Origin of the sequence: Candidatus Aquiluna sp. UB-MaderosW2red, from assembly GCF_900100865.1 — a bacterium.
GTDB lineage: Bacteria > Actinomycetota > Actinomycetes > Actinomycetales > Microbacteriaceae > Aquiluna.
Genome location: NZ_LT627734.1, coordinates 280,672 through 306,646 on the forward strand (window position 1 = coordinate 280,672; position 25,975 = coordinate 306,646).

A 25,975-nucleotide genomic window follows, 5' to 3' on the forward strand; every position below is an offset into this window, starting at 1 on the left:
CCTCTTTACCCTTAGCAAATACCTTAAGGAGAGATATATGAAGCAGAGAACTAAATTTTCTATGTTTGCAATCGGAGCCGTGTCGGCTCTAGTACTCGCAGGCTGCGCAGCAGCTGAGACCGAGACAAGTTCGGGCGGAAGCCTTGCAGAGTACGATTTGACAGGCATTTCGATTGCCGTTGGATCAAAAGATTTTGATGAGCAGTTGATTCTTGGCGAGATGCTAGTGGCCGCGTTTGAAGCAGCCGGCGCTACAGTCGACAATAAAGTAGACCTCGGTGGCACCAACGTGGCTCGTGCAGCTCTCGAGTCCGGTGAAATTGACATTTACATGGAGTACAACGGAACCGGTTGGGCTGTGCACTTGGGCCTTCCAGATCCTAGCTTTGACCCAGCAGAGCTAACAGCTGGCGTGAAAGAGCGCGACCTAGCGGAGAACCAAATTGTGTGGGTTGGTATGTCACAATTTATCAACACCTACGGATTTACATCCAGCCCAGAGCGCACTGAGGCCAATGGTGGCCCATTCACATTGACCACCATGATGGAGTATGTAAAGGCAAACTCCGATGCGATTGTTTGCATGGAGGCTGAGTTCCCATCGCGTGAAGATGGTCTGATCTTGACTGAGAACCACACTGGAATCGAACTTCCAGACAATCAGCAGTTGATTCTTGACACTGGAATCATCTACACCGAGACCGCAGCTAATAACTGCGACTTCGGCGAGGTCTACACAACTGACGGCCGCATCCCAGCCCTAGGTTTGACCCTTGTTGAAGATCCAGGCGTCAACCTCTTGTATAACGTCTCTGGAACAATGGGCGCTGACAAGTACAACGAAGCCCCAGAAGCTTTTGACGCAATCATCGAGGCAATCCTTGCTCCGTTGGACAACACCCGCATGGCAGAGCTAAACGGCTTTGTTTCGGCCGATGGCCGACCCGCAGCTGATGTTGCCAAGGAGTACTTGGTTTCTGAAGGTCTGATCGACTAAGGAACCCCATGGACTTTTTATTAAGCCTGATTGATTTCGCGCTTGCTCGTCAAGAGCAGGTATTAGAAGGTCTTGCCCAGCACACCGTGTACGTGGTTTCGGTGCTGGTGACGGCTGGCTTATTTGCCATCGTCACCGGCGTCGTGACCCGGCGCAATGTACTTGCCAAGGAGCTTGCGCTAGCAATCGCATCGGTGTTCTTGACAATTCCTTCGCTCGCGCTTTTCGTTGTTTTTATTCCACTGGTTGGACTGGGCTTCGCCCCTTCCTTCATCGCACTGTTTCTATATTCGTTGCTACCAATCTTGCGTAACACGATTACTGGACTCGATGGAATAGACCTAGGCGTCCTTGACGCCGCCAAAGGGATGGGCCTATCGCCCGCCCAAGTTCTAATCAAGGTTCAGCTTCCGCTGGCATGGCCGGTAATACTGGCCGGTGTTCGAGTTTCATCAATGCTGGTTGTTGGAATTGCCGCTATCGCAACATTGGTTGCCGGTGGCGGGCTAGGTGATTTCATAAAGAGCGGTCTTGCCAGGCTGCCACTGCCAAATTCTCTGGAGTCGATATGGCTGGGCACAATTCTGTGTCTGCTACTCGCTCTAGTTATTGACTTGATTCTCCAGGCCCTTAAATTGGCCACTATCTCGAAGGGTATTCGATGAATGATGTATTAATTCGTCTAGAAAATGTAAGCAAGTCCTATGGCTCCGGCACGGAGCCAGCCGTTAGAAACCTCACTCTCGAGGTTATCCGCGGCGAAGTTCTTGTGTTGGTCGGCCCTTCCGGTTGCGGAAAGAGCACGACGCTTAGGCTGATCAATCGATTGATTGAGCCGACCTCTGGAAGCATGTTCATTGATGGTGAAGACGTAACCAAGGTAAACCCATCCGAACTTAGAAGAAAAATTGGCTACGTTATTCAGCAGGTGGGCCTATTTCCACACAGAACCATTGCTGAAAACATTGCGACAGTGCCTCAGCTTCTGGGCTGGAGCAAAGAAAAAGTTAATGCCCGCATTGACGAGTTGTTGGAACTTGTTTCCATGGACCCAGAGACTTATCGAGATCGGTACCCGAAGGAACTTTCTGGAGGGCAAGCCCAAAGAATCGGTGTTGCCAGGGCCCTGGCTGCCGATCCAGACATTCTTTTAATGGACGAACCTTTTGGGGCAATAGACCCTATTACTCGCGACCGGTTGCAGAATGAGTTTTTGAGACTCCAAAAAGAGGTCAAGAAGACAATCGTTTTTGTCACCCACGATATCGACGAGGCAATCAAGATGGGAAACCGGATCGCGATTTTGCGTGAAGGTTCCGAGATCGCTCAGCTGGATACGCCGGAGGCAATCTTGGCTCATCCAGCTGATGAGTTTGTCGAGAGCTTCTTGGGGTCTGGGGCGATTTTGAAGGGGCTTACCTTGCGGAAGGTAAGCGACATCGAACTGCACCAGGTCCCAACTCTCACTTCGCCAGTTTTGCGCGAGGAGGCTCTGAAGACTCTTCAGGATTCGCCTGACAAGGTCGCGCTCTTGCTCGATGGGAACAATCGGCCATTGAGATGGATTGATGAGCGAGCTTTGAACCGCACCAGCCAGCCGATTGAAAAATCTGGCCGACCAGTAACGGTTGATCTTCAGCCTGAAGACACCTTGCAGGACGCCCTCACTGTGATGTTGCAATCCTCTGTAGGAATGGCATGCGTTACTGACCGAAAGGGTAAGTACCTCGGCTGCACAACAATTGAGAGCCTTGCCAAGTTGATTATGAGCGACGGGAAGGAGTAACCCTTGAGTACGGTAGCCCAACAAGCTAAGAGCCAATCTCCGATGAGCGCGCGGCTAGATCTCATTATCTCGCCGATATTTGCGGTTCTACTCGCGCTTCTGGGTCTTGCGGTCTGGCTCTACTCGGATTTGGATCAAACGACACTGAACATTTTGGAACCGGTGAAAATTCAACGGCAAATCGGAGAAACTCTAGTTCTGGGCCTCACCTCCTCGCTGCTGGTTATTTTGATTGCGGTACCCATCGGCATTCTGGTTACCCGTAAGGGTTTTCCTCGACTGAAGACCTTTTTGGTCAACACCCTTGGATTGGCCCAATCACTGCCCGCATATGGACTGATTGTAATTTTCTTCTCCTTTATGGGTTCTGGAATCCTCACCGTGATTCTTGCGTTGGCGACCTTCTCTTTACTTCCGGTTCTTAGAAACACCATCGTTGGCTTGGAGCAGGTAGACAAGTCGGTAATCGACGCGGGACGTGGCATGGGATTCACTTCAGCACAGATTTTGTTCAAGATCGAACTACCGCTATCGGTTGAAGTGATTGTCTCTGGCATCAGGACAGCAATTGTTATTAACGTCGGCATGTCAGCACTGGCATTCCTAGTTGGTGGTGGTGGACTCGGGGAAACAATAAACTCCGGCCTAAAGCTAGACCGTGGACCGGCTATCTTGATTGGCGCTGTAATGGTGGCAATTCTGGCGCTGCTGTTTGATTTCTTGAGTGCACTGGCTCAGAAATACTTAAAGCCAAAGGGCCTCTAACAGTTAGTAATAAGCACCGGCTCCCATCTGGGCGCCGGTGCTTTTTTATAACCTTGGACTACTCAACATCTCTTTTCATGCTGGTGAATAGTGAGATGGCCGAAAATACCAACCCGTAACCGAGTAGCAACAGCATTGCTGGAATCGGCTGAAGGTATGAGGACGTATCAAAGCCAAACTCTGGTGCTTGAACATCGATTGCCAGCATCCCAGTAATTAGGCCACCCGGTAAGAACTTGCCAACATCAGAGAACAGCACCAACAACAGTGGGTCAATCACAAAAAGATATATCAACGCAAAGACAATTGCGAGCATCTGGTTTTTCAGAAGTGCACCCACCGAGACCCCGATGACCCCGAACACCACCCCTGAGACCAAGGCCGCCAAGCTGAGATTCAGAAATAAATCAGATGAAGGGCTAACCGCCTCTTCGAAGCTTGCAAGCGTTATAACGCCAGCAAGAATCGAAAGCCAGGCGGTGATCAACATGAATAGTGCACCCACCAGTGCCGCCACTCCGAGTTTTGCAAACAGTACAAACTCACGTTTAGGGCTGGTTAGAAATGTCGCAGCTGCTGTGCCATGACGGTATTCGCCCGCCATAAGCATGATGCCCAGGATGATCACAAAGATATAACCGGATATCGCGTTGGCGAAAACGCCGTCAACACCATCGACCGTGTTGACGCCAAAAGCTGGACCCAATTGGGCGGCCTCATAGATAAAAGGTGTGGTCACTACGGAAACTACCGAAATCGCGATTCCCGCAATCAGGATTCCCCAGTTGGCTCTGGCATAGATAACTTTCCGAAGTTCAGACTTGATTAGCGCCATTAGTCGGTTCCCGCTGTTAGCTCGAGGAACGCTTCTTCTAAGGTCCCAGTTCCAATAATTTGCTTCATCTCGCCGGCGGCAATCAGCCTGCCCTTATGCATGATGATGACATCGTCAACCGTGTTCTGCATTTCGGCCAGCTGGTGGGAAGAAACCAAGATTGTCCTGCCGGATATCGCGAGTGAACGCAAGAACTTGCGAAGCCAAGCTATGCCCAGGGGATCTAGGCCATTGGCCGGCTCATCCAGGATTAGAACATCCGGGTCACCCAGAATTGCCCCAGCCAATGCCAAGCGCTGCTTCATGCCGAGCGAGTAGTTTTTAGTGCGCTTGTTTTTCGCATCTCCTAGCTCAACCAGTTCGAGCACCTCATCGACTCGAGCATCTGGGATGTTGCCCGCAGCCGCCATAACCCTTAGGTTTTGACGGCCCGTTAGTGATGCGTGAAAGCCCCGGGAATCTAAAACACAGCCGACTTCAGAAATGGGGTTCCTGAGTTCTCGGTAGCTAGCGCCGAGAATAGCAACCGAGCCGCTGGTTGGTTTTGCTAAACCAACCAGGCACCGAAGGGCCGTGGATTTGCCAGCACCATTCGGGCCTAAAAAGCCTGTGATTCGGCCCTGTTTGATTTCAATACTCAAATCGTTTACGGCGATTTGTTTGCCGTAGGTCTTCACCAGATTGGTAAAGGTGATTGCTTGGGTCATCATGCCCCCACTTTCTTTTGAGCAAACTGCTCCTAAAGAGTATGGCACCCTAAATAAATCTCCGGTCTTCATGATTGCATCTGGAGGGGTTTTTGCGCGGCAAGCCCATGCAACCTTGGAGATGCTGTGGCACAATATAGGGATGACATCTCCTACAGCTATCGCAACCCTGCACACCAACCACGGCGCCATCAAGCTCAACCTCTTTGGGCTTCACGCTCCAAAGACCGTTGAAAACTTTGTGGGCTTGGCAACCGGCACCATAGAGTGGAAAGATCCGCGCACTGGAGCAACCCATAACGGAAAGTCCCTTTACGAGGGCGTAATATTTCACCGCATTATCGCGGGCTTCATGCTTCAATCTGGAGACCCAGCCGGCACCGGCATGGGAGGCCCCGGTTATCAGTTTGGCGACGAAATCCACCCGGAACTCAATTTCAATGACCCATACATGCTTGCCATGGCAAATGCCGGCCCCAGCACCAACGGTTCACAGTTCTTCATCACCGTTGCTCCAACCTCCTGGTTGCAAGGCAAGCACACTGTTTTTGGTGAGGTAGCAGACGACGTGAGCCGCAAGGTGGTAGACAAGATTGGTGCCGTCGCAACCGATGGTCGTGACAAGCCCCTGGAGGAAGTTGTAATCGAGTCGATTAGCATCGAAACTCTCTAAATGGCAATTCGCCTGAGGCTTCCTCAAGCATCCCCAGTCACCAGCACATTGCTGGCGATAAATGTTTTGATCTGGTTGGGACAGATATCCCCGGTTGGATATCTGTTCACAAACCAGATGTTTTTTGCTCCACTATTCGCCCCTTGGGAACCCTGGAGGATGCTCACAGCGGGCTTTGTGCACGACTGGTCATCGCCCTGGCACATTCTTCTAAATTCCTACGCGATCTGGATATTTGGTAGACAGCTAGAGCCCATGGTCGGCAAGGTTCGCTTTTTGGTGCTCTACCTAACCTCGATTATCGGCGGTTCGGTGGCTGTCTTATGGTTGTCTGATCCGCAAACCCCAGTGGTTGGGGCCTCCGGCGCACTATTTGGCTTGATGGGTGCATATTTCATCATCATCCGGACGATGGGTGGCAACAGCTCAACAATTTTTGGCCTAATCGCAATCAACTTGGCGATGGGGTTCTTTGTTTCGGGAATCTCGTGGGAGGGCCACCTGGGTGGTCTAATCACCGGGTTAGCGATCGCTCTAATTTACTCAAAAACCAGAAAGCCCAGTCAAAAGTCAATGCAGCTTATTAGCTTGACTGCTGTTTGGGGGGCACTCGCACTCTTGACAGTGCTGAGAATTAATCAGTGGGTTTAGTTATTTCCACTTAGTGGTCATAACAAAGCCAACCATCGCGAACCCGAACCCAATCAGAATGTTCCAGTTTGCTAGGTCGATTGGGGATGCGCTTCCCAGCGGCCAGCGGGCACTCGAGATGTAGAAGGTTAGGATCCAGATCAAACCGAAAACCATAAAGCCGAACATCACGGCTTTATACCAAGTCGGATTTTCTGCCTCGGCATCCCCAGCTATAACTGGTTTTAGTGGTTCGACAGAGTTGGCTTTGCGTCTTGATCTTGATTCAGGCATGAATGCAGTTTATTACGCGATTCAGATAAAGCTAGTCCGATTAGGCTATTAGCATCATGGTGCGCATTCTTGTTTTAGATAATTACGACAGCTTCGTCTACACCCTAAATGGCTATCTTAGGCAGCTGGGGGCCCAGACCGAGGTGTTCAGGAACGACGCTTTTTCCGAAGCCGAACTGCCTGAAATGCTTTCAAGATTCGATGCGGTGCTGATTTCTCCGGGTCCGGGCACTCCGGCCTCAGCCGGGCTATCTATCCCAACCGTTCGTTTCGCCCTGGAAACCAACTACCCGGTATTTGGCGTGTGTCTGGGTCATCAAGCAATCGCCGAGGCCATGGGGGCGGTTGTGCAAAGCGCCCCCGAGCTAATGCACGGCAAGGTTTCATCGGTAAATCACAAGGGCAGCCTAATTTTTGAGGGGTTACCGCAGGGCTTTAGTGCCACGAGGTATCATTCGCTCGCAGTGGTGCCAGAGTCTGTCCCCGAGGACCTTGTGATAACCGGCCAAACCGAATCTGGTGTGATCATGAGTTTGCAGCACAAGACCAAGCCTATTTACGGCGTTCAGTTTCACCCCGAATCCGTGATGACTCAAGGTGGCTACACCATGCTTGCCAATTGGCTAGAAACCCTGGGACTCAAGGGTGCCAGAGAAAAAGCACTCAGCCTGAGCCCCAGGCTGGAAAACTCTTAGTTTGCTCTAGTGGCCTCTAGGGTGTAGCGGTCGGGGTTGGCGTTGGGGATCCAGTGACGGTCGGGGTTGGGGTCGGAGATGGCGTAACCGCCCCAACACACTCGACATAGAGGATTATGTTCTGCAACTGCCTGGCGTCTCCAGGCGCAATTGACTGCTGAAGCACAACCGTTCCCGGTCTCCCGGTACAGCTTGCTTCATCTAAAATCTCAACCGAAACCGTGAAGCCAATCGCGGGCGCGGTCAGAATTGATCTTGCCTCTAAGACATCGAGATTTCTGACATCCGGCACGGAAACCGTTCCATCGGAAAGCACTAGGTTCACTACCGAACCAACTGGGAGCTGCTGATTGGTAACCGGATCGGAAGCTACAACAGTGCCCTCGGGCACGGTCGCACTGCCGACCACTGAAATTGTTCCCACCACCAAACCCTGGGCTTCTATTTGAAGCACGGCATCGGCTTCTGTGCGACCAATCACGTTTGGCACGGTGACCTCGGTGGCGCCACTGGAAACATAAACCGTAACCGGAGTCTTACTCAAGACCGAGGTCCCAGCAGCAGGTTCTTGACGAATTACAACGCCCTCGGGCACGCTTTCACTTTTCTCATAGACCCTCAGGACCAGAAGGTCTTGAGCAGTCAGGGTGTTGAAGGCGTCCTCATAGAGAGAGCCCTCTACGCTTTGCACCTGGATACCGGTATCGGGGTTGATCGGCGAACCTCCGCCTCCAAGGTTCATGACCCAAAACAAAAGCCCAATCAAGATAACTGCAACTCCGGTGCCCAAGCCCCAAATAACTCCCGAACCAATCTTGCTGGTCGAGTTGGTGGCGGTAGTTACTTTCTCATTGGGTAACGTCTCGAAGCCCTCCAAGAGTGAGGTGGGTGAGGTATCAATTGGCCTTGGTCGGCTAATTAGCTCTGTTGCATCGCCGGAACCGACATTTGACCCGGTGGTTGGCACCAGTGCCGCCGCCGCTTTAGTGCCCGCTACCGCAGCGTTTAGATGTTCGCGGAACTCCTCAGCGTTTTGGAAGCGTTGATCTCGATCTTTGGCCATGGCTCGCATCACAACGGCGTCTAGTTCTGAAGAAATTTGCGGATTGTATTTTGAAGGCAGTTCCGCCACTTCAGATACGTGCTGGTAGGCGACCGATACGGCGCTTTCCCCCTGGAATGGCGGCCTTCCAGCCAGCAGCTCATAAAGAATCACACCTGTTGAATACAAATCGGTTCTACCGTCGACCGCATCACCACGAGCTTGCTCGGGTGAGAAATATTGCGCGGTGCCGATGATGCCGCCGGTGGCGGCTTGGGTGGCTGAGTTGTCTGAGACAGCCCGAGCGATACCAAAGTCCATCACTTTGATGCTGTCGCCATCGCCAATCATTACGTTGGCAGGTTTGATGTCACGGTGCACAACTCCGGCGCGGTGGGAAACCTCTAAGGCTGTGAGAATTCCGTTCACAAACTTGATGCTCCGGCTCACCTCGATTTCGTCATCGTGAATCAGTTCGCGCAGCAGACGACCTTTGACAAATTCCATGACTATGAATGGAGTTTTTTTGGTTGAGCCGTTTTCGTCTATCGTCTCTTCTTCGCCAGCGTCGTAGACGCGAACAATGGTCGGGTGAGCCATGCGGGCGGAGGCTTGAGCCTCTTGGCGGAACTTCGCTTCGAAGCTCGCATCATTGGCCAAGTCGGATTTCAGCAATTTAATTGCGACAGTGCGCCCGAGGCGGGTGTCATATCCTTCAAAAACCTCGGCCATGCCGCCGCGACCAACAAGTTTACCCAGTCGATAGCGCCCGGCGATTAGTCTTTCATTCTCGTTCAAAATTGCTCTTTCTGCCGTCTCAAAGTCTAGTTTTCAAAAGTGGTTTTTCCTGCAAGGCTCGATTTAGTGTTACTAACCCGTTGTACCCGAATCTAGGGACCCGTCGGGGTTAGCCGGTTCCCCTTCAGTAGGCGTATCGGTTGGTGCTGGTTCTGGTTCTGGAATCACAACGGGAACTTCCTCAACCTTTTCGACGAAGTAGGTAACATCGATCACGGTGCCTACCTCAATGTTGCCGGTTGGGGAAACCGCATATACAGTTCTGGCCCTCGGGTCATTGCCCGGCACCGACTCACCCGGAATGGCGTTTACCGTCATTCCCAGCTCGGTGAGCCTTGCTGTAACAACCGATAGATTCTCCCCAATAATGTCCGAGCGCAATAGCAGCACTGGCCGAACCTCTTCGGTTTCAGTTGGAACCGGCTCAACTGTTTGTGAAGCGCTCGGGCTTGGTGAAACCGGTGCAGTCGGGGCTGGGGTCTCCATCTCGGAGATGTTTGGCTCAGAAAGAATCGCGACAATCACCACGATTGCGGTTATACCCAATAGCCCAAGAGTTGCAATCCAAGGCCAAACAATAGGAGCCCTAGGGAGCTCGGCGGTGTCGGTGCTGATTATTTCGGTCAGTGCAGAATCTTCCCCGCCGAAACCCTTAGCGGTGGTCATTGCGGGAACGCCGCGGCGCTTTTCTTTCAAAAGACCCTCCGCCCTAATCGCCAAAGAACTGGCCGATTCGGGTCGTTGGGTGGGTTTTTTGGCTAAACAGCTCAGCACCAGGTTTTGCACTCTCGGGTCTATGGACTCGGGCAGTGCGGGCGGCATCTCGTTGATGTGCGCCATAGCGATGGCCATCTGATTCTCACCCGTGAATGGTCTTCTGCCACTTAGTGCCTCGTAAGCTACCACCCCGAGCGAATAGAGATCAGTAGCAGGTGTCGAGGCCTTGCCGGTGGCTTGCTCGGGAGCTAAGTACTGCACGGTGCCCATCACCTGGCCGGTTTTAGTGAGCGGCACCTGATCCCCCACTCGGGCAATGCCAAAATCAGTGATCTTAACTTTGCCATCGGGTGTGATCAAAAGATTTCCCGGTTTGATATCTCTGTGCACAAGGCCCCTGGCGTGGGCCGCAGCGAGCGCCCGCGAAGTCTGCGCAACTATGTCTAAGACCCTGATTTCGCTGAGCTTTTTCTCTCTTTCTATCAGTCTAGAAAGTGATTCACCCGGCACCAGTTCCATCACCAGATACGCGGCACCGGTGTCTTCGCCATAATCAAATACGTTGGCAATGCCCTCGTGTTCGACCAGCGCGGCCGCCCTAGCCTCGGATCGAAAGCGCTCTAAAAAGGCCGGGTCAGCCAAATACTCCTGCTTGAGAATCTTGATCGCCACGACGCGCAGAATGAGCTCATCCTCCGCTTGCCAAACCTCGCCCATGCCGCCAATTGCAATGCGCAATTGCAGGCGATAGCGATCGCCATAAAGCTGCCCTACCGCCGGCTTCACTTGGAAAGCACCGCCTCAAGAACAGCTTTGGCAATGGGAGCTGCAAGCTGGTTGCCGGTGCCAGATTGGCCAATACCACCGCCATCTTCTAAGACAACTGCAACTGCGACTCGGGGAGCTTCGGCAGGAGCAAAACCCGTGAACCAAAGGGTGTAAGGGTCATCCGGCCCATTTTGAGCGGTGCCGGTTTTTCCGGCCACCGCGACCTGGGATATTCCCGCTCGTCCCGCCACGCCCGTTTCTACCGAATCAACCATCATTCTGGTTAAAAAGCCCGCTGTGCTTCGAGAAATGGGTGCGGAAAGCACTTTCGGGGCTGGTTGGCTCAGGACGTTTAGGTTGCTTGCCACGACCAAGTCAATCAGCTGCGGTTGCATCATGACGCCCTGGTTGGCTATTGCCGCAGAAATCATTGCCATCTGAAGCGGTGTGACTCGAACATCGAATTGACCAAAGCCACTGAGTGCAGTTTGCGCCTGGTCCATGTCATCCGGATAAATCGAAGGAGTCACGCTCATTGGGATGCTGAGCTCCTTACCAAAACCCATTAGCTGCGCCTGGGCGCGGATTCGGTCTTGGCCTAATTGAACTGCTAGCTCTGCGAACGGAATATTGCAAGAGTGAATCAAGGCGTATTCCAGGGTGACCAAGTCACCCTCGCCACAGGTCTTTCTCGTGGAATTAAATATCTTGGTAAACGTGCCTGGCAACACGTATTCTGCGAGGTTGGGCAAGGATGAGGTGGCCGTATATCTGCCAGATTCTAAAGCCGCAGCGGCGACCACGAGTTTGAATACCGAGCCCGGGGCATACAGGTCCCCCGCGATTGCCCGATTTATTAGCGGTTTATCGGAATCTTCCATATAGCCTCGGTAGGCCTTGGTCACCGGCCCATAGAGGTGGGTGGCCAGGTTATTCGCGTCGTAGGTTGGCTTCGAGACCATCGCAAGAATCCTGCCGGTGGCAGGCTCAATTGCGACAACAGAACCCTTGCGATTTCCCAATGCATCCCAGGCAGCTCGCTGGACATCGGGGTCCAATGTCAGCTCCACCGCCGCCCCGGTCACCGGCTTGCCATCCAGTAGAGCGTTGATTTGTTCAAAAAACTGGGCTGAGGATTGGCCCGACAGGTAGCTATTCATCGAGCGTTCAATGCCTTCGGAACCCGAGAATAAGCTGAAATACCCGATTACCGGGGTGTAAAGCACTGAAGAATATGCGCGTTCGAAACGGTAGGCATCATTTACCGGGATGCTCTCAACCACTGGCACTCCACCAACCAAAATTGGGCCACGCTGAGTCTTATAGGTTTCATAAGAAGCCCTCACGTTGCGCTCATCGTCGTAAAGCGAGCTTGCCCTTAGGACCTGGATCGAGCTCGCCATGGCAAATAGCGCTAAGAACATGATTGTTAGTGCCAGCCCGACTCTTCTAACCTGTCGGTTCAAGACACCACCTTCTTAGAAGATGAATCAGAGATAACAAGAAGAAGTGCGACTATCGCCCAGTTGGCCAAAAGTGATGAACCACCGGCTGCCAAAAATGGAGTCGTCAGACCGGTTAGCGGCAGCATCCCCATCACGCCACCGGCAACAACAAAAACCTGCAGCGCGATAATGAAAGAGAGCCCAATTGCCAAAAGCTTTGAAAAGTCGTCGGGGTGCGAGTTGGAGACTCTAAGACCACGATAAACCAGCAGCAAAAACAGGGACAAAATAGCAAAAATACCAGCCAGACCGAGCTCTTCGCCGAGCGCTGCAAATATAAAATCGGACTCGGCTAGCGGGATGAGCTGAGGAAAGCCGCCCCCTAGCCCGGCACCAATCACGTCACCATTGGCCATGCCAAATAACCCCTGCACGATTTGGTAGCTGCCGCCGGCTGCGCTGTAGTTGAGGCTCGAAAGCGGGTCCAGCCAAGCATCGAATCTTCTGCCGACATAATCGAATAATCTTGATGCCACAAGAGCACCGGTGACCATCATCACCAACCCGGCACCAACATAAAAACCCCGGCCGGTAGCCGTATAGATCATCACCAGGAACAGCCCGAAGTACAAAATCGAACTACCCAGGTCTCGTTGCGCAACCAGCACGCCAACCGAAGCCAACCAAAATAGCAAAATTGGGCCCAGATCCTTAGCGCGAGGAACTCTAAAGCCTGCCACTCGAGAGCCAATCTCTGAAAGCGAGTCCTTGCGGGAAACCAAATAACCGGCGAAAAAGATGGCTAAAAAGATTTTCGCTAATTCGCCTGGCTGAAAACTAATTCCCCCGACTCCAACCCAGAGCGTCGCCCCATTAATAGTTTTGCCAATTACTGGAGCCAGTGGCAACAAAAGCAGTAAGACTGCGGCAGCACCAGCTATGTAGGGGAACTTGCGCAAAATCATGTGGTTTGGAATCACCCGGACAATAACGGCGCCGATCAGCATCGCAAAGCAGGTGAGCCAGATTTGGCGAACCCCAAACAAATTTGAGCCGCCGGTTGCAATCTCCGCCAAATCTAAGCGGTAGATCATGGCTATTCCGAGGCTATTGAGAAGGTATGCCAAAGGCAGAATCAGGCCATCGGCACTAACCGCGTGCTTGCGCAGTATGTAGTGGAACAGCCCAGCTGCAAGAGCCGGCGGAGCCCAGTAGTAGAGCATGTCAATGGTGAGTTTCTGAGTGACCGCTAATTGCACCTGGGCAAGAGCAAAGGCCGAGATACCTGCCACCCAAAAAAGCAGTACGGCTTCGAAGTTGCGAGAACGCGGGACTGCCTTGAGAAGTTTTGGGATTGCGCTTGTGAGCGAGAGGTTACTCATTCAAACTCTCTTTCAGCTGCGCCAAGATGCGCTCAGCATCCGCTAAGGACTCTGCCGAAATTGAACGCTCAATCAAGGTCTGCTGAAAGGTCGAGAGCTCGCTCACCGAAACATCGCTGATAACAAAAGGGGTCGAGAAGCTCAATGGCCCCAGAGACTCGCGGATGCCCTGAAAAATCGTCACTTGGCCCTGGTAGGTATCCACGTAATAACGTGTCTGAGTGTATTGATATGCCACAAAACCGATACCGGCAATAATTCCGGCCAGAAGCATCCAGCTTGCGATTATGCGAACCCCACGCCAGCGAATCTTGCGCCTGGTCTCCGAAAGGATCTTATTTAGAAGTTCCTCCGACTCCGGGGCGTACCTTGCCTCGTCTTCTGCAGGCTGCAAAAGGTCCAAAAGGTTTCTTGGTGAGAACAACCTAAGAATTTTGCCACCACGACGCTCTTCGATAACAACCTCGCTGGCGGCGGAGCCAACAAACTGAGCACTCGGTTCAAATTCAACTTTCACCGAGGGTCTTATGACATCTGCAATCACCACGGTCACATTGTCGGGTGCTCCAAATTCAAGAGCCTCCCCAACCAATAAGGCTGCGGCCTCTTCGGTGGGAATCTTTGAGGCCAGAATCCTGCCCATCACCTCATCTGGCACCACTCCGCACAACCCGTCACTACATACCATCCAGCGATCCCCGGGCAGTGTGTCGTAGATAGCTATATCAATCTCGGGCTCACCTGAGACATCTCCCAGCACTCGCATCAAAACACTTCTTCTGGGGTGGGTCAGGGCTTCAGCGGGGGTAATGCGCCCTAGGTCAACAAGCTTCTGCACAAAAGTGTGGTCTTTGGTGATTTGGGTAACCTCGCCACCTGAGGCTCGGTAAACCCGTGAGTCTCCGATGTGAGCGATGATCACTTGGTTGCCATAAAACAGCACTCCGGAAAAAGTGGTTCCCATGCCTTCAAGCTCCGGATGTTCTGCAACGGTTGCCGAGAGCATGGAGTTTGCCTCAAGAACGCCGTTTCGCAGCGAATCAATCGCCTCTTCGATGGAGTCGTACTTGCTATCGGTCAGCGCAATTCTTTGGGAGGCAATCGCGGAAGCGATATCCCCACCGGCGTGACCACCCATGCCGTCCGCCACAAAAAACAGCTGATAACCCGAATAGCCAGAGTCCTGATTGGAGCTTCGGTGTTTGCCGATATCGCTGGCTGCATAGCTAATTGTTTTAACACTCAAGCGCTACGCCCTCAGCTCGAAGGTTGTGGTGCCAATCCGGATGGTCATACCGGGGCCGATGGTTGCCGGCGTGCCGATTTTTTTGCCATCCAAAAACGTTCCGTTGGTGGAGTTCAAATCTTGTAAAACCCAGTCTTGACCAACGTGCACAAACTTGGCGTGCATGTTCGACGCGAATTCATCGTTGATTACTAGATCAGAGCCCGAGCTGCGACCAACCAAGACTTCTTTTTTGCCATCAATGAAAAGGGAGCTGCCGGCATTTCTTCCGGTAATCATGGCGATGTGGGTTGGTTCAAACTCTTCGCCATCTTCGATCCCGAGCGATGCCACCGAACCTGCTAACTGTGGAGCATTCTGCCTGGCAATCTTGCTCATCACGCGGCGCCCGTAGAGGTCTGCCCGGATTACTGACAGCAAGCTCAGGATAAAGATCCAGAGCACCGCAACGAACCCGATGCGTATTAGAAATAGTGCCAGCTCACTCACTAACCAACCGCCTTAGCCGAAAGCTCGAATAGGAACTCGGTGCGCCCCGCGGTAATCATGCTTCCAGAGTGCAAAACAATCTCCGAAATCCTGACGCCATCCACAAAACTTCCGTTGGTGGATCCAAGATCCCGAATTGCGGCCAGATCACCGGTCCAGGCAATTTCAAAGTGAACGCGAGACAGCCCGCGATCTTCGACCATGACATCGGCGCTCGCGTCTCTGCCGAAGGTGAGCTTCCCGACTCCGAGCTCAATTCTTTGGCCATTGAATACAACCGATGGAGACCAAGCCACTTGGGTCTCGACTTTTGCCGCGCCCACCTTGATCTGACCCCTGGCAATCTTGGAGTCGACTCTCAAAGACAGCTCAAGTTCACCAGTGAGTCGATACCCCTGCTTGGTGGCATGTCTTGCTACCTCGGATCGGATGGCGGCAATAATTGCTGGAGTCACCCGCTCAGCGTCGTTGGCACAAACCAATAAAAGATAGCGATGAGGCGCCAAGACTCGGTCTGAATCAGTCGCTGTAGCGGCCTGATCCATAGCAACCCGAACCGCTTGAGTAATCTCAACCGGCTGCAGTTCGGCTTTGCTGAGCCTGGAGAACAGTCCGCTGACTGATGCTTCTATCCGCTCTTCTGCCTTTTCGAGAAAGCCCATGTAGCTCACTTCTGGTTGGTTTTGAAGGTGAACCTAAGTCTACCCAGCACCTAAAGGAACCAAGGGTTTTCTCCCTGCTAATCTGAACCTAGTAATAACGCTAAAGATTTGGTTTTTTAGCGCGAGTGGCGAAATGGTAGACGCGCTGGCTTCAGGTGTCAGTGTCCTTTGGGACGTGCGGGTTCAAGTCCCGCCTCGCGCACAAATCGATATCTCGGAATTCTTTTTCGGGATTCTGGGGGGAGAAGTGGCTGAAGCTTCTCAGCAGCTGGCGCTATGCCGGAATTTGTTGGGGTGGCCAAAGCGTTGGCCACTCTGGCAAGATTAATACTTCTCAACCCCAAAGGCCCAATTGCTAATTAATAATTTTCTGATAGCCCTCGAGGCAATTGGAGTTTTAGCGTTCGCTCTTTCGGGCATCATCGAAGCAGCTAGAAAGCACTTTGATGTTGTGGGTGTTGTGATGGTCGGGGCAATTGCCGCCTTTGGCGGAGGAACCCTGAGAGATGTCTTACTCGATCGCAGGCCCTTTTTCTGGGTGGAACAAGAGGTTTGGGTTTGGGTGCTCCTCGGTGTTGGGGTGGCACTCCCATTTTTTATTAAGGCCAACCACATCGCTCTAACTGAAAGGGCAATCCTGGTTCCAGATGCTTTCGGGCTTGGAATTTTCGCGGCCGGTGGAACCCACATCGCACTTATCTCTGGCTCAACCCCGATGATCGCGGTTTTGATGGGTGTTATAACCGCGGTTGTGGGTGGAGTCCTAAGAGATGTTTTGGTGAATGAAGTTCCGCGAGCGTTCCATGATCACCAGCCCTATGCAGTCCTGGCCTTTGCTGGTTCCTGGGTGGTTGTTCTTTTGAGCTACCTAGAAACCCCGAAGTCGATTGATGTGCTGGCGGGCGCAGGCTTCATAATCGTGCTTCGCTTACTTGCAATTAAGTTTGGCTGGGAGCTCAAGCGCTTCAGGTTTCTCTAATACAAATCTGGCAAGAAGCTGAGAGTTGGGTATGCACTTGCTGTTTTTAGGCTCGTCCAGGTCTTGCGAGAGGTAACTTTTTCATTGTCACAGGATGGAATCAGAAATAATTTCGAGTGTGAAGTCTCTAGATTTTCCCCCAATCTCTAGGGACACCTCCTTTGTAGTAGAGGAAAACCTCGGTCCTTTGGTCCGAGGTTTTTTCTTAACTTATTCTCGAGAGCTTTTTGCCGCGGGTGTGGGATTTATTACAAGCTAGGTTTTGTGAATCCTGCGCACAGTCATCGCAAAGCAGCACCAGGTCCTTGCATCCAAGCCCCGCACAATCCAAATAACTGGAGGTCGGGGCTTCGCATCTCTCACACTCGCCGATAGTCTTGGCATCTTTTGAAAAGTTGATATTCATCCGCCTATCAAAGACGTATAGCGAGCCTTCCCAGAGGCCTTTGTCTTTGTACTTTTCGCCGTAGCGAACTATGCCGCCTTCCATTTGATAGACCTCTTGAAAGCCGCGATTCAGCATTACGGCACTCAAAATTTCGCAGCGGATGCCACCCGTGCAATATGTGACGATTGGCTTTTCCTTTAAGTGGTCGTACTTACCCGATTCAAGCTCAGCGATAAAGTCGTGAGTGGTTTGTACATCCGGTACAACCGCATTTTTGAATTTGCCAATCTTTGCCTCAAAGGCGTTCCTGCCATCAAAAAAGACCACCTCATCGCCTCGACTAGCCACCAACTCGTTCACTTCGTGAGGCTTTAGGTGCTTGCCGCCGTTTTGAATACCAGCTACGTCCACCTCAATCTCATCGGGGGTTGTGAACGCGACAAGCTCCTTTTTCACCTTGACTGAGAGTTTTTGGAACTCATCGCCTTTACCACTGGCCCACTTGAAGTCGACCTTGGAAAATCCCGCATACTCCTTGGTGGCGTGGGCGTAAGTCTTTAGAGCGCTCATTTTCCCACCCAGGGTGCCGTTGATACCGTGCTCAGAGATCAGGATTCGACCCTTGAGGTTCAAAGAGGTGCACAGGGTTCTCTGCCAGAGCATCACGGCTTTCGGGTCACGAACTGGAGCAAAGCCGTAATAAAGAATGATCTTGTTGAGTGACATGTTCCCGAGCTTACTAATCCATGGGTTGCATAGACTAGAAGCATGTCAATGCAACCAGGGCTTGATAAAGCCGGAATCAAACCATCAATCAGAGCTCAAGACGACCTTTTTCGCCACGTGAACGGCGCCTGGTTTGATGAGACCGAAATCCCAGAGGACAAGGCCGTATACGGTTCCTTTCACATGCTCGCCGATGACTCTGAGCTAGCGGTCAGGGAGATTCTAGAAGAGGCATCAAAGAACCCCGGGCCCGGGGTGAGCCAGCAAATTGGTGACCTCTACGCAGCCTTTTTAGATCAAGAAAAAATCGACGACCAGGGCTCCGATCCGATTCGAGCGGACCTCGAGAGAATCAACCAGGTCAGCACTCTGACTGAATACTTTGTTTTATTGGCCCAACTAGAGCGCCAGGGAATCTCTGGTCTTTGGGGTAGCTACATCGATAACGATGCCGGCAACCCCGAGCGCTACTTGGCTCACCTTTACCAAGGGGGTCTCGGTTTGCCGGATGAAGATTACTATTTCAATGAAAAATACCAGGATATCCGAGATGAGTATGTTCCCCACTTGTCGAGGATGCTGATGCTCTCGGGAGTGGATGCCAGCGGTGCGATTTCGCAAGCCAAGGCCATCCTCGAATTAGAAACCAAGATCGCCAAGTTCCATTGGAACCGAGTTGAGGTTCGAGATGCCGAGAAGACCTACAACCTCAAGAGCTTCGAGGATTTGAAAAGCCTTTCGCGAAATGTACCCTGGGATGAATACCTAAAAGCATCCAAACTTGAACCTTCATTCCTTGAATGGAATGTAGTTGCAACACCATCGTTTTTTTGGGGCCTCGACTCAATCTTGATAATAGAAAACCTTGAGGCCTTGAAGTCTTGGCTGAGGCTTGGCTTGATTCGCGCTTATTCGCCATACCTAGCCAGCGAATTTGTCGATGAGCGCTTCTCTTTTTACGGCAAAAAGCTAACCGGTCAGCCAATGAACCGGCCACGCTGGAAGCGCGCGGTGACGCTGGTTGAAGGGGGGCTGGGCGAAGCAATCGGAGAGATCTATGTTCAAAAGCACTTCCCACCCACCTCCAAAGATCACATGGACAAATTGGTCGGCCACCTTATTGAGGCTTATAGACAGAGCATCAGCGAACTCGACTGGATGACCCAGGAGACCAAATTGCGGGCCTTAGAAAAACTAGAGAAGTTCACGCCCAAGATTGGCTATCCGACCAAATTCAAGGACTACAGCGCAATAACAATCGATAAGGATGACTTGATCCAGTCGATCAAGAACATCAACTCTTTCGAATTTGACTACGAGGTGAAAAAGATTGGTTCGCCGATCGACAAAGAAGAGTGGCACATGACGCCACAAACCGTGAACGCTTATTACAATCCGGGCCTAAACGAAATTGTTTTCCCAGCCGCAATCTTGCAGCCACCGTTTTTCTCCGACCGGGCCGATGATGCCGTTAACTTTGGCGGCATCGGAGCGGTGATCGGCCACGAAATTGGCCATGGCTTTGATGACCAGGGCTCGAAATACGATGGCGATGGAAAGCTGGTCTCTTGGTGGAGCGAAAAAGACCGCACCGCCTTTGAAAAGCTAACCAAATCCCTTATCGATCAATACTCTGCGCTAACGCCCGAGCAGCTCGATGAAACTCACAAGGTCAACGGCGAGCTCACTATTGGTGAGAACATCGGAGACCTTGGCGGTTTGGGAATTGCATGGAAGGCCTATCAGCTTTCACTCGGAGCTAAAGAGCCCGAGGTGATCGATGGCTATTCGGCAGCTCAACGCTTCTTGATGTCCTGGGCGCAGTGCTGGCGCGGCATTAGCCGCGATGAGATTGCGATCCAAAGACTTGCAACCGATCCCCACTCTCCGCCGGAATTTAGGTGCAATCAGGTGGTGAAAAACCTAGACATCTACTACGAAGCTTTTGGGGTAACCGAGTCCGACCAAATGTGGCTTGAGCCCAAAAAGCGAGTGGTGATCTGGTGAAACTCTGGTTCCGCATTCTCTACATCACTCTAAGTTGGCGCAGGCGCTCGAAGCTCGAGATTCACGAAGTATCTAAGGTCACCCTTCGAGTGATGCCCTCGGATCTCGATGTTTATAACCACATGAACAACGGGGTGTTTTTAACACTGATGGACATTGGTCGTTACGACCAAGGACTTAGAACGGGGTTCTGGCAGCTTTGGAAGAAAAAAGGCTGGTACCCAATCGTGGTGAATTCAACAATCAGCTACCGCAAGTCCTTAGAGCCTTGGCAGAAATTCGATCTCGAAACCAAGGTGCTGGGCTGGGATGAGGTGGCCGTCTACATTGAGCAGCGCTTTGTTAGAAACGGCGAGATTTATGCCAAGGCAGTCATGCGGGGCAGGTTTCTAAAAAAGAGCTGGGGCATTTTGACCCCCCAAGAGGTGATGGAGGGTTCGGGAGGCTGGAAAACAAAGGTCCCAGTGGTCCCAGAGTGGGTGCTCAGGTGGGCCAAAGACACTCAGCTACCAAAGGGCAAAGAGCCAGCCCCGAGCACTTGGGACTAAAAACCGGTTACCTTCGACTAGACCCCTGGCCAACGACAGGCCGCAACCGCATCTTCTATTGAGCCTTTAAGTAGGTCATGGGTTTCGGGGTGCTTCTCCATATATTTCACGGTGTAGGAGCAAATCGGTATCACCCGAAGGTTACCGATCTCCCTGATGCTCGCCAGGGATTCTCTAAGCAAAATTGCAGCCAAGTTTTTACCCTGCTGGGCAGGGTTTACTTCGGTGTGGACCAAGCTGATTTCGCCAGCCTCGATTGCATAGTCCATCAGTCCAACTCGGGTGCCTTCTAGATAGAGCTCATAACGATTATTTTGAGAGTCGTGTCTGACTTGAGTATCCATGGTGTTAATCTTCTAACGTGTCGAAGAATCAGTTATTCGTTGGTGACAACCTTGCCATACTCAAGGCGCTTCCCACTAGTGGCTTTCAGCTGATCTACATTGACCCACCCTTTAACACCGGCCGAATGCAAGAACGAACCAATCGTTCATCCAGGCAAAGCGAGACTGGAAGGCTGGGTTTCCAAGGCAAGCTGTATGAGCAGATTGTCCAATCCGTGCTCTCCTACGACGATGCCTTTGCGGACTACTGGGCCTTTTTGGAACCAAGGCTCGAAGAGGCTTGGCGGTTATTGAATCACACCGGAACTCTCTATTTGCATCTTGACTACCGTGAGGTTCACTACGCCAAAGTTCTGCTCGATGCACTTTTTGGCAGGGAGTGCTTTCTAAATGAAATTATTTGGGCTTATGACTACGGTGGAAAATCAAAGAGCCGCTGGCCTGCAAAGCATGACACCATCTTGGTTTATGTGAAGGACCCAAAAAGCTATTACTTCAATAACGAGGAAGTGGACAGAGAGCCCTACATGGCTCCGGGTCTAGTCACTAAAGAAAAAGTCGAACGTGGCAAATTGCCTACCGATGTTTGGTGGCACACAATTGTCTCGCCAACCGGAAAAGAAAAGACGGGCTATCCGACCCAAAAGCCCGAGGGCGTTCTCAGAAGAATCATTCAGGCATCTTCAAAACCAGGAGACACGGTGTTGGACTTCTTTGCCGGCTCAGGAACCACAGGGGCTGTTGCTCATAAACTCCATCGCCACTTTACTTTGGTTGATCAAAACCAAGAGGCGATAGAGGTCATAACCAAAAGGCTCGATGCCATCGGTGCTAGCTATCAGGTTCTGCGCTAACCAACCACACAACGTATGCCGCTAGAAGAATGAATAAAGTCGCTGCCGCCATGGCCATACCGAGGTTCTCAGCACCGGGTCTCGAGGCCAGCCGAAACATCACCAACGGCAGAGTCTCATTTGAGCCGTAGGCTAAAAATGATGCGGCGCCGAATTCACCCAAAGATATTAAAGATCCAAAGGCTACGGTGATAGAAATAGGCCTACGCAAAGTTGGTAGTTCGATTGCCCAAAACCTTTGAGATTTCCCTGCTCCATCGACCTCAGCGGCATCCAGGATTTCCTGATCCATGCTCGCTCGTGCTGGTTGAATCACCTGATAGCAAAGCGGCACAACAAACAGCACCTGAATTATCGGCACAAGTAACCAAGAGCTTGAAATGGTTATTGGTAGATAACCCGATAGCACTAAGAAAAAGAGACCAAAAACCACGGGCGATACCCCGAGTGGTAACAGCACCAGCGCGCGCAATCTAGAAAACCTTGCTAACCACCAGGTCAACGGTAGGGTAATCGCCAGAGTCACTAGCAAATTTCGCAAGCTGTTGCCAGCCGCTTCTAGAACGCTGAGGTTGAGTATCTCCCTGCTGCCTCGCCCTGCCAGATTCATGAAATTTTCTATTCCAGCACCAGTGAAAAATGCTCGATGAAACACCCCGAGTAATAGGGCGACAACGGCCAGAGTGAATAGCCAACCAATTACCAATGACGTGGCTCCGGCTGATCGTTTTTGATATTCAAGAGCGCCAAATAACGGCAGCGCCTCCTGGTTCTTTGGACGTGAGATAAGAACCAATCCCATGGTTAAGAGTGTTTGAAGTAGCGCAATGATTCCGGCTTGCTGAAGATCTAGCTTTTGCAGGGCAGAGACGTAAATTTCGGTTTCGAGGGTTTTTATTTTGCCTTGGCCGAGCATTCGAATCAACCCGAAGCTTGTGGCACTGTAGAGGGCGATTAATAGCGAACCGGCTGACAGTGCTGGAATTAGCTGGGGTAATGCAATGTATCTTCCAATTTGCGAGGCCGTTGCACCATCCAGCTCTGCGGCTTGAGCCTGATCCAGGGGCAGCCTATTGCTAAGAATCACCCTGGCAGCAAAGCCAGCATTCATCAGAACGTGGGCGGCCAAGATCCAGTAGATTCCAAATCTGGAATCTAAGTCAAGCTGATTTTGAATTGGTAGGAACGTCAGGCCAATCAGAAATGCAGGCAGCACAAATGGCAGTGTCAGAATTGCGGCAAGAATCCTTCGGGGTGTTCTTGCTAGCGAACCAAGCCAGTTTGCGATCGGAAAGCCTAGGGCCATCGCAACCACCGCACTCATCAGTGCGATGAATGCGGTGGTTGCGAGGAGCTCTAAGTTAGTTGTCAAACAGCGCTGACCAGCTGGTTAGCCACTTGGCGCGATCCTTTGCGAAATCCAAATCTTCGCCAATGGTTGATTCGGCAGGGAGGGCGAATGCGGCCCATGATTCAGGTAGTACTGTCCCTGTCACACTCGGGTAGACATACATTGCCTCTGGAACTGAGCGCTGAAATGAGTCGCTTTGAAGGAATTCAATCAGCGCTTTGGCACCCGGCTGGTTGGCGGAATTGGTTAGCACGCCAGCATATTCAATTTGTCTAAAGCACTCTTGAGTTAGTGCTTTGGTGCCGGCTTTACCATTTTCGCCCACCTCTGCCGCGGGACTAGAGGCGTAGCTTAGAACAATCGGCCTGGTGCCGCCGTAGCGCGTGAAATCAACAAAGTAGGCGTCCTCCCAGCTGCCAGCAACTTTTAGGTCATTGCTCTTAAGGTTTGCCCAGTAGTTGAATGTTTCGATCTCAGAGTCAAAGCCCGCGATTGTTGTGGCGAGAAACGCCAGCCCTGGTGAGGATAGGTTTGGGTTGCTGACCACGGTAAGCGAGCGGTATTGCTCTAGCGCTAAGTCACGCCAAGACGAGGGTGCTTGAATTTGGTTTTCTTCAAACCAAGCGATGTCGTAATTGAAACAAACATCGGAGTAGTTGATTTCGGTTAGATTGCCATCGACTATCTCGTTCTCGGTAGCTATTGAGGCAAAGGTGTTGTCGATGCCGTAAAAAGCATCGGCTACTGGAGCATTTTTAGTCAGCACCAGCTGGTTGGTTAGGGAGCCAGTGTCACCGAGGCGAAGTATCTCTAATTGGTAGCCGGTCTCTGATTCGAATTCTGCAATTAACTCATCGCTGATTGCAAATGAGTCGTGTGTGGCGATTCTCACCAGCGTATTTTCGGTAGCGGTGCAGCCGGTTAGGGCCAGGGCCGCAAGTGCTGCCACTGTGATTAGTTTTTTCATTTCGTGCCTTTCTAATTATTAGTTAGGCACGGGTTTTATTAAGAGTTGTCTCCTTGCGCTGGCATTATCCAGATCAAGTTTGACGGTCGAAGACAAATTAGTCTTCCTCTCAGTCTGGTTTACCCAAACTCCCGTGTTGCTTCCAATTATAGGCGCAGGGTTTAGGCTCCTTGCGCGGCCGCCTCGGCGTTCTCCTGGGAGGCACTCTTGGAGCGAAGCGGGACCTCTTTAATAAAGAAAGTAATCACAAACGCGATTGCCGTTGCAATCGCCGCTCCCAAAAACACTCCGTAGGCCGATTCCACAAATCCGATTCTAAAAGGCAGCGAAAGCCTCTCATCAACACCAATCAGGAATGAACTGTCCGAGGTGATGCCTGCCGCCGCCGCACCGGGATCTCCGGTCAGCAACTCGATGATGGCGTTATTTGCAGGATTGGCTTGCACTAGGGGGTCTTGTAAAGCGGCACTGACCCCGGCTTGAACATCGGCACGGCCAAAGCTTCCAGCAATCTTGTCCGCGACCTGGCCAAACAGAATCGACATGAAGACTGCGACCCCAAGGGTTCCACCCATCTGGCGAAAGAAGGTCGCTGAGCTGGTTGCAACGCCGATGTCTTTTGATTCAACGGCGTTTTGGCTTGAGACCATGATGGTCTGCATCAGCTGGCCGAGGCCCAAACCAATCAACACCATGCCAATTGACATAACCCAAATTGGGCTATCGGCCGTGAGAAGAACAAGCATGTAGAGATAGCCAGCGAATAGAGTCGCGGTTCCCACATTCATAAAGATGCGGTACTTGCCGGTCTTTGATGTGTAGCGACCGGAGAGAATTGTTGCGGTCATCATCCCGCCAACCATTGGCAACATCAAAAAGCCCGCCTGGGTTGGGTTGGCGCCATAGGCAACTTGAATAATCAACGGCAACGTGATCATTCCGCCAAACATGCCAAGACCCACGATCACTCCGAGAATCTGGGTCCTTGCAAACACCTTGTTCTTGAATAATGACAGTGGAATAAGGGCCGCCTCGCCCATTTTTTTCTCGACCAAAATAAACGCAATGATTCCAGAAATTCCAAGCACATACATACCGATTGCAAGCGGTGAGTCCCAGCCCCAGCTGCGACCCTGCTCGGCAACCAACAAGATTGGCACAACACCCATAATGATCGTGACGGCTCCCCACCAGTCGATTTTTTGAGGTCTAGGGGTGTGTGGCACGTGCAAAAAGGTAAGCACCATAAACATTGAGATAGCACCGATTGGAAGGTTGATTAAAAATACCCAACGCCAGCCATCAATCCAAAGAATCTGATCCACCCCGGCAAAGAGCCCACCAACAATCGGGCCGATAACCGAGGAGGTTCCAAAGACCGCTAGGAACATGCCCTGGTAGCGAGCCCTTTCTCGAGGCGGCACGATGTCCGCCACGATTGTTAGGGCCAACGAGAATAACCCTCCGGCACCTAGGCCCTGAAGCGCTCGGAAACCGGCCAGCTCAATCATGCTGGTTGCGAAGCCAGAGGTCAGTGAGCCAATCACAAATATGGTGATGGCAACCATAAATAGCGGCCGTCGACCAAAGATGTCCCCGAGCTTGCCGTAAATAGGGGTGGAGATGGTGGAAGTGATCAAATAGGCGGTTGTTGCCCAAGCTTGAAGGGCAAGACCATCTAAGTCATCGGCGATGGTACGCATCGCCGAACCGACCACCGATTGGTCCAATGCGGCCAGGAACATGCCGGACATGAGTCCCGCAAGTACCAAAAGAATCTGTTTATGTGACATTTGGCCTGAATTAGCAGCCAATTTTGCGGCTTCCCGCCGAGTTTTCGCGGACAAATAAGCTCCAAGACTTAGGGTTGTTAGGTGGGA

General features: G+C 51.8%; 26 protein-coding genes, 1 tRNA gene and 1 riboswitch. Of the genes, 12 read left to right on the plus strand and 15 right to left on the minus strand.

Annotated elements, in window-relative coordinates; genetic code table 11:
* The first annotated feature begins 37 nt into the window (after positions 1-37).
* Genes BLP47_RS01550 through BLP47_RS01565 form a run of 4 tightly spaced genes read left to right on the plus strand, consistent with a single transcriptional unit; the run spans position 38 to position 3,548 of the window.
* On the plus strand, positions 38-997 hold the full coding sequence (locus BLP47_RS01550) for a glycine betaine ABC transporter substrate-binding protein (RefSeq protein WP_091849716.1): 960 nt from the start codon (positions 38-40) through the stop codon (positions 995-997).
* Positions 998-1,005: 8 nt separating this feature from the next.
* Positions 1,006-1,662 (plus strand): ABC transporter permease, encoded by a 657-nt coding sequence (locus tag BLP47_RS01555; RefSeq protein WP_091849718.1) that lies wholly within the window; start codon positions 1,006-1,008, stop codon positions 1,660-1,662.
* Positions 1,659-2,783 carry an ABC transporter ATP-binding protein gene (locus BLP47_RS01560; protein WP_249883365.1) on the plus strand — a complete coding sequence of 375 codons (1,125 nt, stop codon included), beginning with the start codon at positions 1,659-1,661 and terminating at the stop codon, positions 2,781-2,783. The genes BLP47_RS01555 and BLP47_RS01560 overlap by 4 nt, the downstream gene beginning before the upstream one ends.
* Positions 2,784-2,786: 3 nt before the next feature.
* Positions 2,787-3,548 carry an ABC transporter permease gene (locus BLP47_RS01565; protein WP_249883367.1) on the plus strand — a complete coding sequence of 254 codons (762 nt, stop codon included), beginning with the start codon at positions 2,787-2,789 and terminating at the stop codon, positions 3,546-3,548.
* Positions 3,549-3,606: 58 nt separating this feature from the next.
* Here BLP47_RS01565 and BLP47_RS01570 read toward each other — a convergent pair whose 3' ends face one another.
* Positions 3,607-4,383, minus strand: a complete 777-nt coding sequence (locus BLP47_RS01570; protein ID WP_091849720.1) for an ABC transporter permease — start codon at positions 4,381-4,383, stop codon at positions 3,607-3,609.
* On the minus strand, positions 4,383-5,093 hold the full coding sequence (locus tag BLP47_RS01575) for an ABC transporter ATP-binding protein (RefSeq protein WP_249883369.1): 711 nt from the start codon (positions 5,091-5,093) through the stop codon (positions 4,383-4,385). The genes BLP47_RS01570 and BLP47_RS01575 overlap by 1 nt, the downstream gene beginning before the upstream one ends.
* A gap of 139 nt (positions 5,094-5,232) precedes the next feature.
* Between BLP47_RS01575 and BLP47_RS01580 the strand changes: the two genes are divergently transcribed.
* Together BLP47_RS01580 and BLP47_RS01585 are read left to right on the plus strand one after the other, a co-directional pair.
* Positions 5,233-5,763 (plus strand): peptidylprolyl isomerase, encoded by a 531-nt coding sequence (locus tag BLP47_RS01580; RefSeq protein ID WP_091852801.1) that lies wholly within the window; start codon positions 5,233-5,235, stop codon positions 5,761-5,763.
* A complete protein-coding gene (locus tag BLP47_RS01585; protein WP_091849724.1) occupies positions 5,764-6,414 on the plus strand; it encodes a rhomboid family intramembrane serine protease in 651 nt (216 codons plus the stop codon). It abuts the gene before it with no gap.
* Here the strand turns inward: BLP47_RS01585 and BLP47_RS01590 are convergent, their stop codons facing one another.
* Positions 6,415-6,687 carry a cell division protein CrgA gene (locus tag BLP47_RS01590; protein ID WP_091849726.1) on the minus strand — a complete coding sequence of 91 codons (273 nt, stop codon included), beginning with the start codon at positions 6,685-6,687 and terminating at the stop codon, positions 6,415-6,417.
* 56 nt (positions 6,688-6,743) lie between these two features.
* Between BLP47_RS01590 and BLP47_RS01595 the strand changes: the two genes are divergently transcribed.
* Entirely contained in the window at positions 6,744-7,382 is a 639-nt protein-coding gene (locus BLP47_RS01595) for an aminodeoxychorismate/anthranilate synthase component II (RefSeq protein WP_091849728.1), read from the plus strand.
* 16 nt (positions 7,383-7,398) lie between these two features.
* Here BLP47_RS01595 and pknB read toward each other — a convergent pair whose 3' ends face one another.
* The 7 genes from pknB to BLP47_RS01630 all read right to left on the minus strand — a co-directional run bounded on the left by pknB (position 7,399) and on the right by BLP47_RS01630 (position 15,931).
* On the minus strand, positions 7,399-9,222 hold the full coding sequence (gene pknB / locus BLP47_RS01600; protein ID WP_091849730.1) for a Stk1 family PASTA domain-containing Ser/Thr kinase: 1,824 nt from the start codon (positions 9,220-9,222) through the stop codon (positions 7,399-7,401).
* 72 nt (positions 9,223-9,294) lie between these two features.
* A complete protein-coding gene (locus BLP47_RS01605) occupies positions 9,295-10,725 on the minus strand; it encodes a serine/threonine-protein kinase (RefSeq protein ID WP_091849732.1) in 1,431 nt (476 codons plus the stop codon).
* A complete protein-coding gene (locus BLP47_RS01610) occupies positions 10,722-12,173 on the minus strand; it encodes a penicillin-binding protein 2 (protein WP_091849734.1) in 1,452 nt (483 codons plus the stop codon). The genes BLP47_RS01605 and BLP47_RS01610 overlap by 4 nt, the downstream gene beginning before the upstream one ends.
* Positions 12,170-13,534: an FtsW/RodA/SpoVE family cell cycle protein gene (locus BLP47_RS01615; RefSeq protein ID WP_091849736.1), complete on the minus strand. Its 1,365-nt coding sequence runs from the start codon at positions 13,532-13,534 to the stop codon at positions 12,170-12,172. Before BLP47_RS01615 ends, BLP47_RS01610 begins: the two co-directional genes overlap by 4 nt.
* Positions 13,527-14,780 (minus strand): PP2C family serine/threonine-protein phosphatase, encoded by a 1,254-nt coding sequence (locus BLP47_RS01620; RefSeq protein WP_091849738.1) that lies wholly within the window; start codon positions 14,778-14,780, stop codon positions 13,527-13,529. The genes BLP47_RS01615 and BLP47_RS01620 overlap by 8 nt, the downstream gene beginning before the upstream one ends.
* Positions 14,781-14,783: 3 nt before the next feature.
* A complete protein-coding gene (locus BLP47_RS01625) occupies positions 14,784-15,269 on the minus strand; it encodes an FHA domain-containing protein (protein WP_091849740.1) in 486 nt (161 codons plus the stop codon).
* Entirely contained in the window at positions 15,269-15,931 is a 663-nt protein-coding gene (locus BLP47_RS01630) for an FhaA domain-containing protein (RefSeq protein WP_091849742.1), read from the minus strand. Before BLP47_RS01630 ends, BLP47_RS01625 begins: the two co-directional genes overlap by 1 nt.
* A gap of 119 nt (positions 15,932-16,050) precedes the next feature.
* Between BLP47_RS01630 and BLP47_RS01635 the strand changes: the two genes are divergently transcribed.
* Positions 16,051-16,133 (plus strand) — tRNA-Leu (locus BLP47_RS01635).
* 150 nt (positions 16,134-16,283) lie between these two features.
* On the plus strand, positions 16,284-16,910 hold the full coding sequence (locus tag BLP47_RS01640) for a trimeric intracellular cation channel family protein (protein ID WP_091849744.1): 627 nt from the start codon (positions 16,284-16,286) through the stop codon (positions 16,908-16,910).
* Positions 16,911-17,115: 205 nt separating this feature from the next.
* Here BLP47_RS01640 and BLP47_RS01645 read toward each other — a convergent pair whose 3' ends face one another.
* Entirely contained in the window at positions 17,116-18,024 is a 909-nt protein-coding gene (locus BLP47_RS01645; RefSeq protein ID WP_091849746.1) for a rhodanese-related sulfurtransferase, read from the minus strand.
* A gap of 42 nt (positions 18,025-18,066) precedes the next feature.
* On the opposite strand from BLP47_RS01645, the gene BLP47_RS01650 reads away from it, so the two are divergent.
* Both BLP47_RS01650 and BLP47_RS01655 read left to right on the plus strand, forming a co-directional pair.
* The gene (locus BLP47_RS01650) at positions 18,067-20,031 is read left to right on the plus strand and encodes a M13 family metallopeptidase (RefSeq protein WP_249883370.1); all 1,965 of its coding nucleotides are present in this window, start codon (positions 18,067-18,069) and stop codon (positions 20,029-20,031) included.
* Positions 20,028-20,579: a thioesterase family protein gene (locus BLP47_RS01655; protein WP_249883372.1), complete on the plus strand. Its 552-nt coding sequence runs from the start codon at positions 20,028-20,030 to the stop codon at positions 20,577-20,579. The genes BLP47_RS01650 and BLP47_RS01655 overlap by 4 nt, the downstream gene beginning before the upstream one ends.
* Before the next feature lie 17 nt (positions 20,580-20,596).
* On the opposite strand, the gene BLP47_RS01660 is transcribed toward BLP47_RS01655, so the two are convergent.
* A complete protein-coding gene (locus BLP47_RS01660; RefSeq protein WP_091849748.1) occupies positions 20,597-20,923 on the minus strand; it encodes a GNAT family N-acetyltransferase in 327 nt (108 codons plus the stop codon).
* A 17-nt stretch (positions 20,924-20,940) separates the two neighbouring features.
* Between BLP47_RS01660 and BLP47_RS01665 the strand changes: the two genes are divergently transcribed.
* A complete protein-coding gene (locus tag BLP47_RS01665) occupies positions 20,941-21,777 on the plus strand; it encodes a site-specific DNA-methyltransferase (protein ID WP_091849750.1) in 837 nt (278 codons plus the stop codon).
* Here BLP47_RS01665 and BLP47_RS01670 read toward each other — a convergent pair.
* From BLP47_RS01670 to BLP47_RS01680, 3 genes are all read right to left on the minus strand, one after another.
* Positions 21,755-23,149 (minus strand): iron ABC transporter permease, encoded by a 1,395-nt coding sequence (locus BLP47_RS01670; protein ID WP_157671340.1) that lies wholly within the window; start codon positions 23,147-23,149, stop codon positions 21,755-21,757. The genes BLP47_RS01665 and BLP47_RS01670 overlap by 23 nt on opposite strands.
* Positions 23,139-24,095: a thiamine ABC transporter substrate binding subunit gene (locus tag BLP47_RS01675; protein ID WP_091849755.1), complete on the minus strand. Its 957-nt coding sequence runs from the start codon at positions 24,093-24,095 to the stop codon at positions 23,139-23,141. The genes BLP47_RS01670 and BLP47_RS01675 overlap by 11 nt, the downstream gene beginning before the upstream one ends.
* 33 nt (positions 24,096-24,128) lie before the next feature.
* Positions 24,129-24,240, minus strand: a riboswitch (TPP riboswitch).
* Positions 24,241-24,256: 16 nt separating this feature from the next.
* The gene (locus BLP47_RS01680) at positions 24,257-25,888 is read right to left on the minus strand and encodes an MDR family MFS transporter (protein ID WP_213083578.1); all 1,632 of its coding nucleotides are present in this window, start codon (positions 25,886-25,888) and stop codon (positions 24,257-24,259) included.
* Between the last annotated feature and the right edge of the window lie 87 nt (positions 25,889-25,975).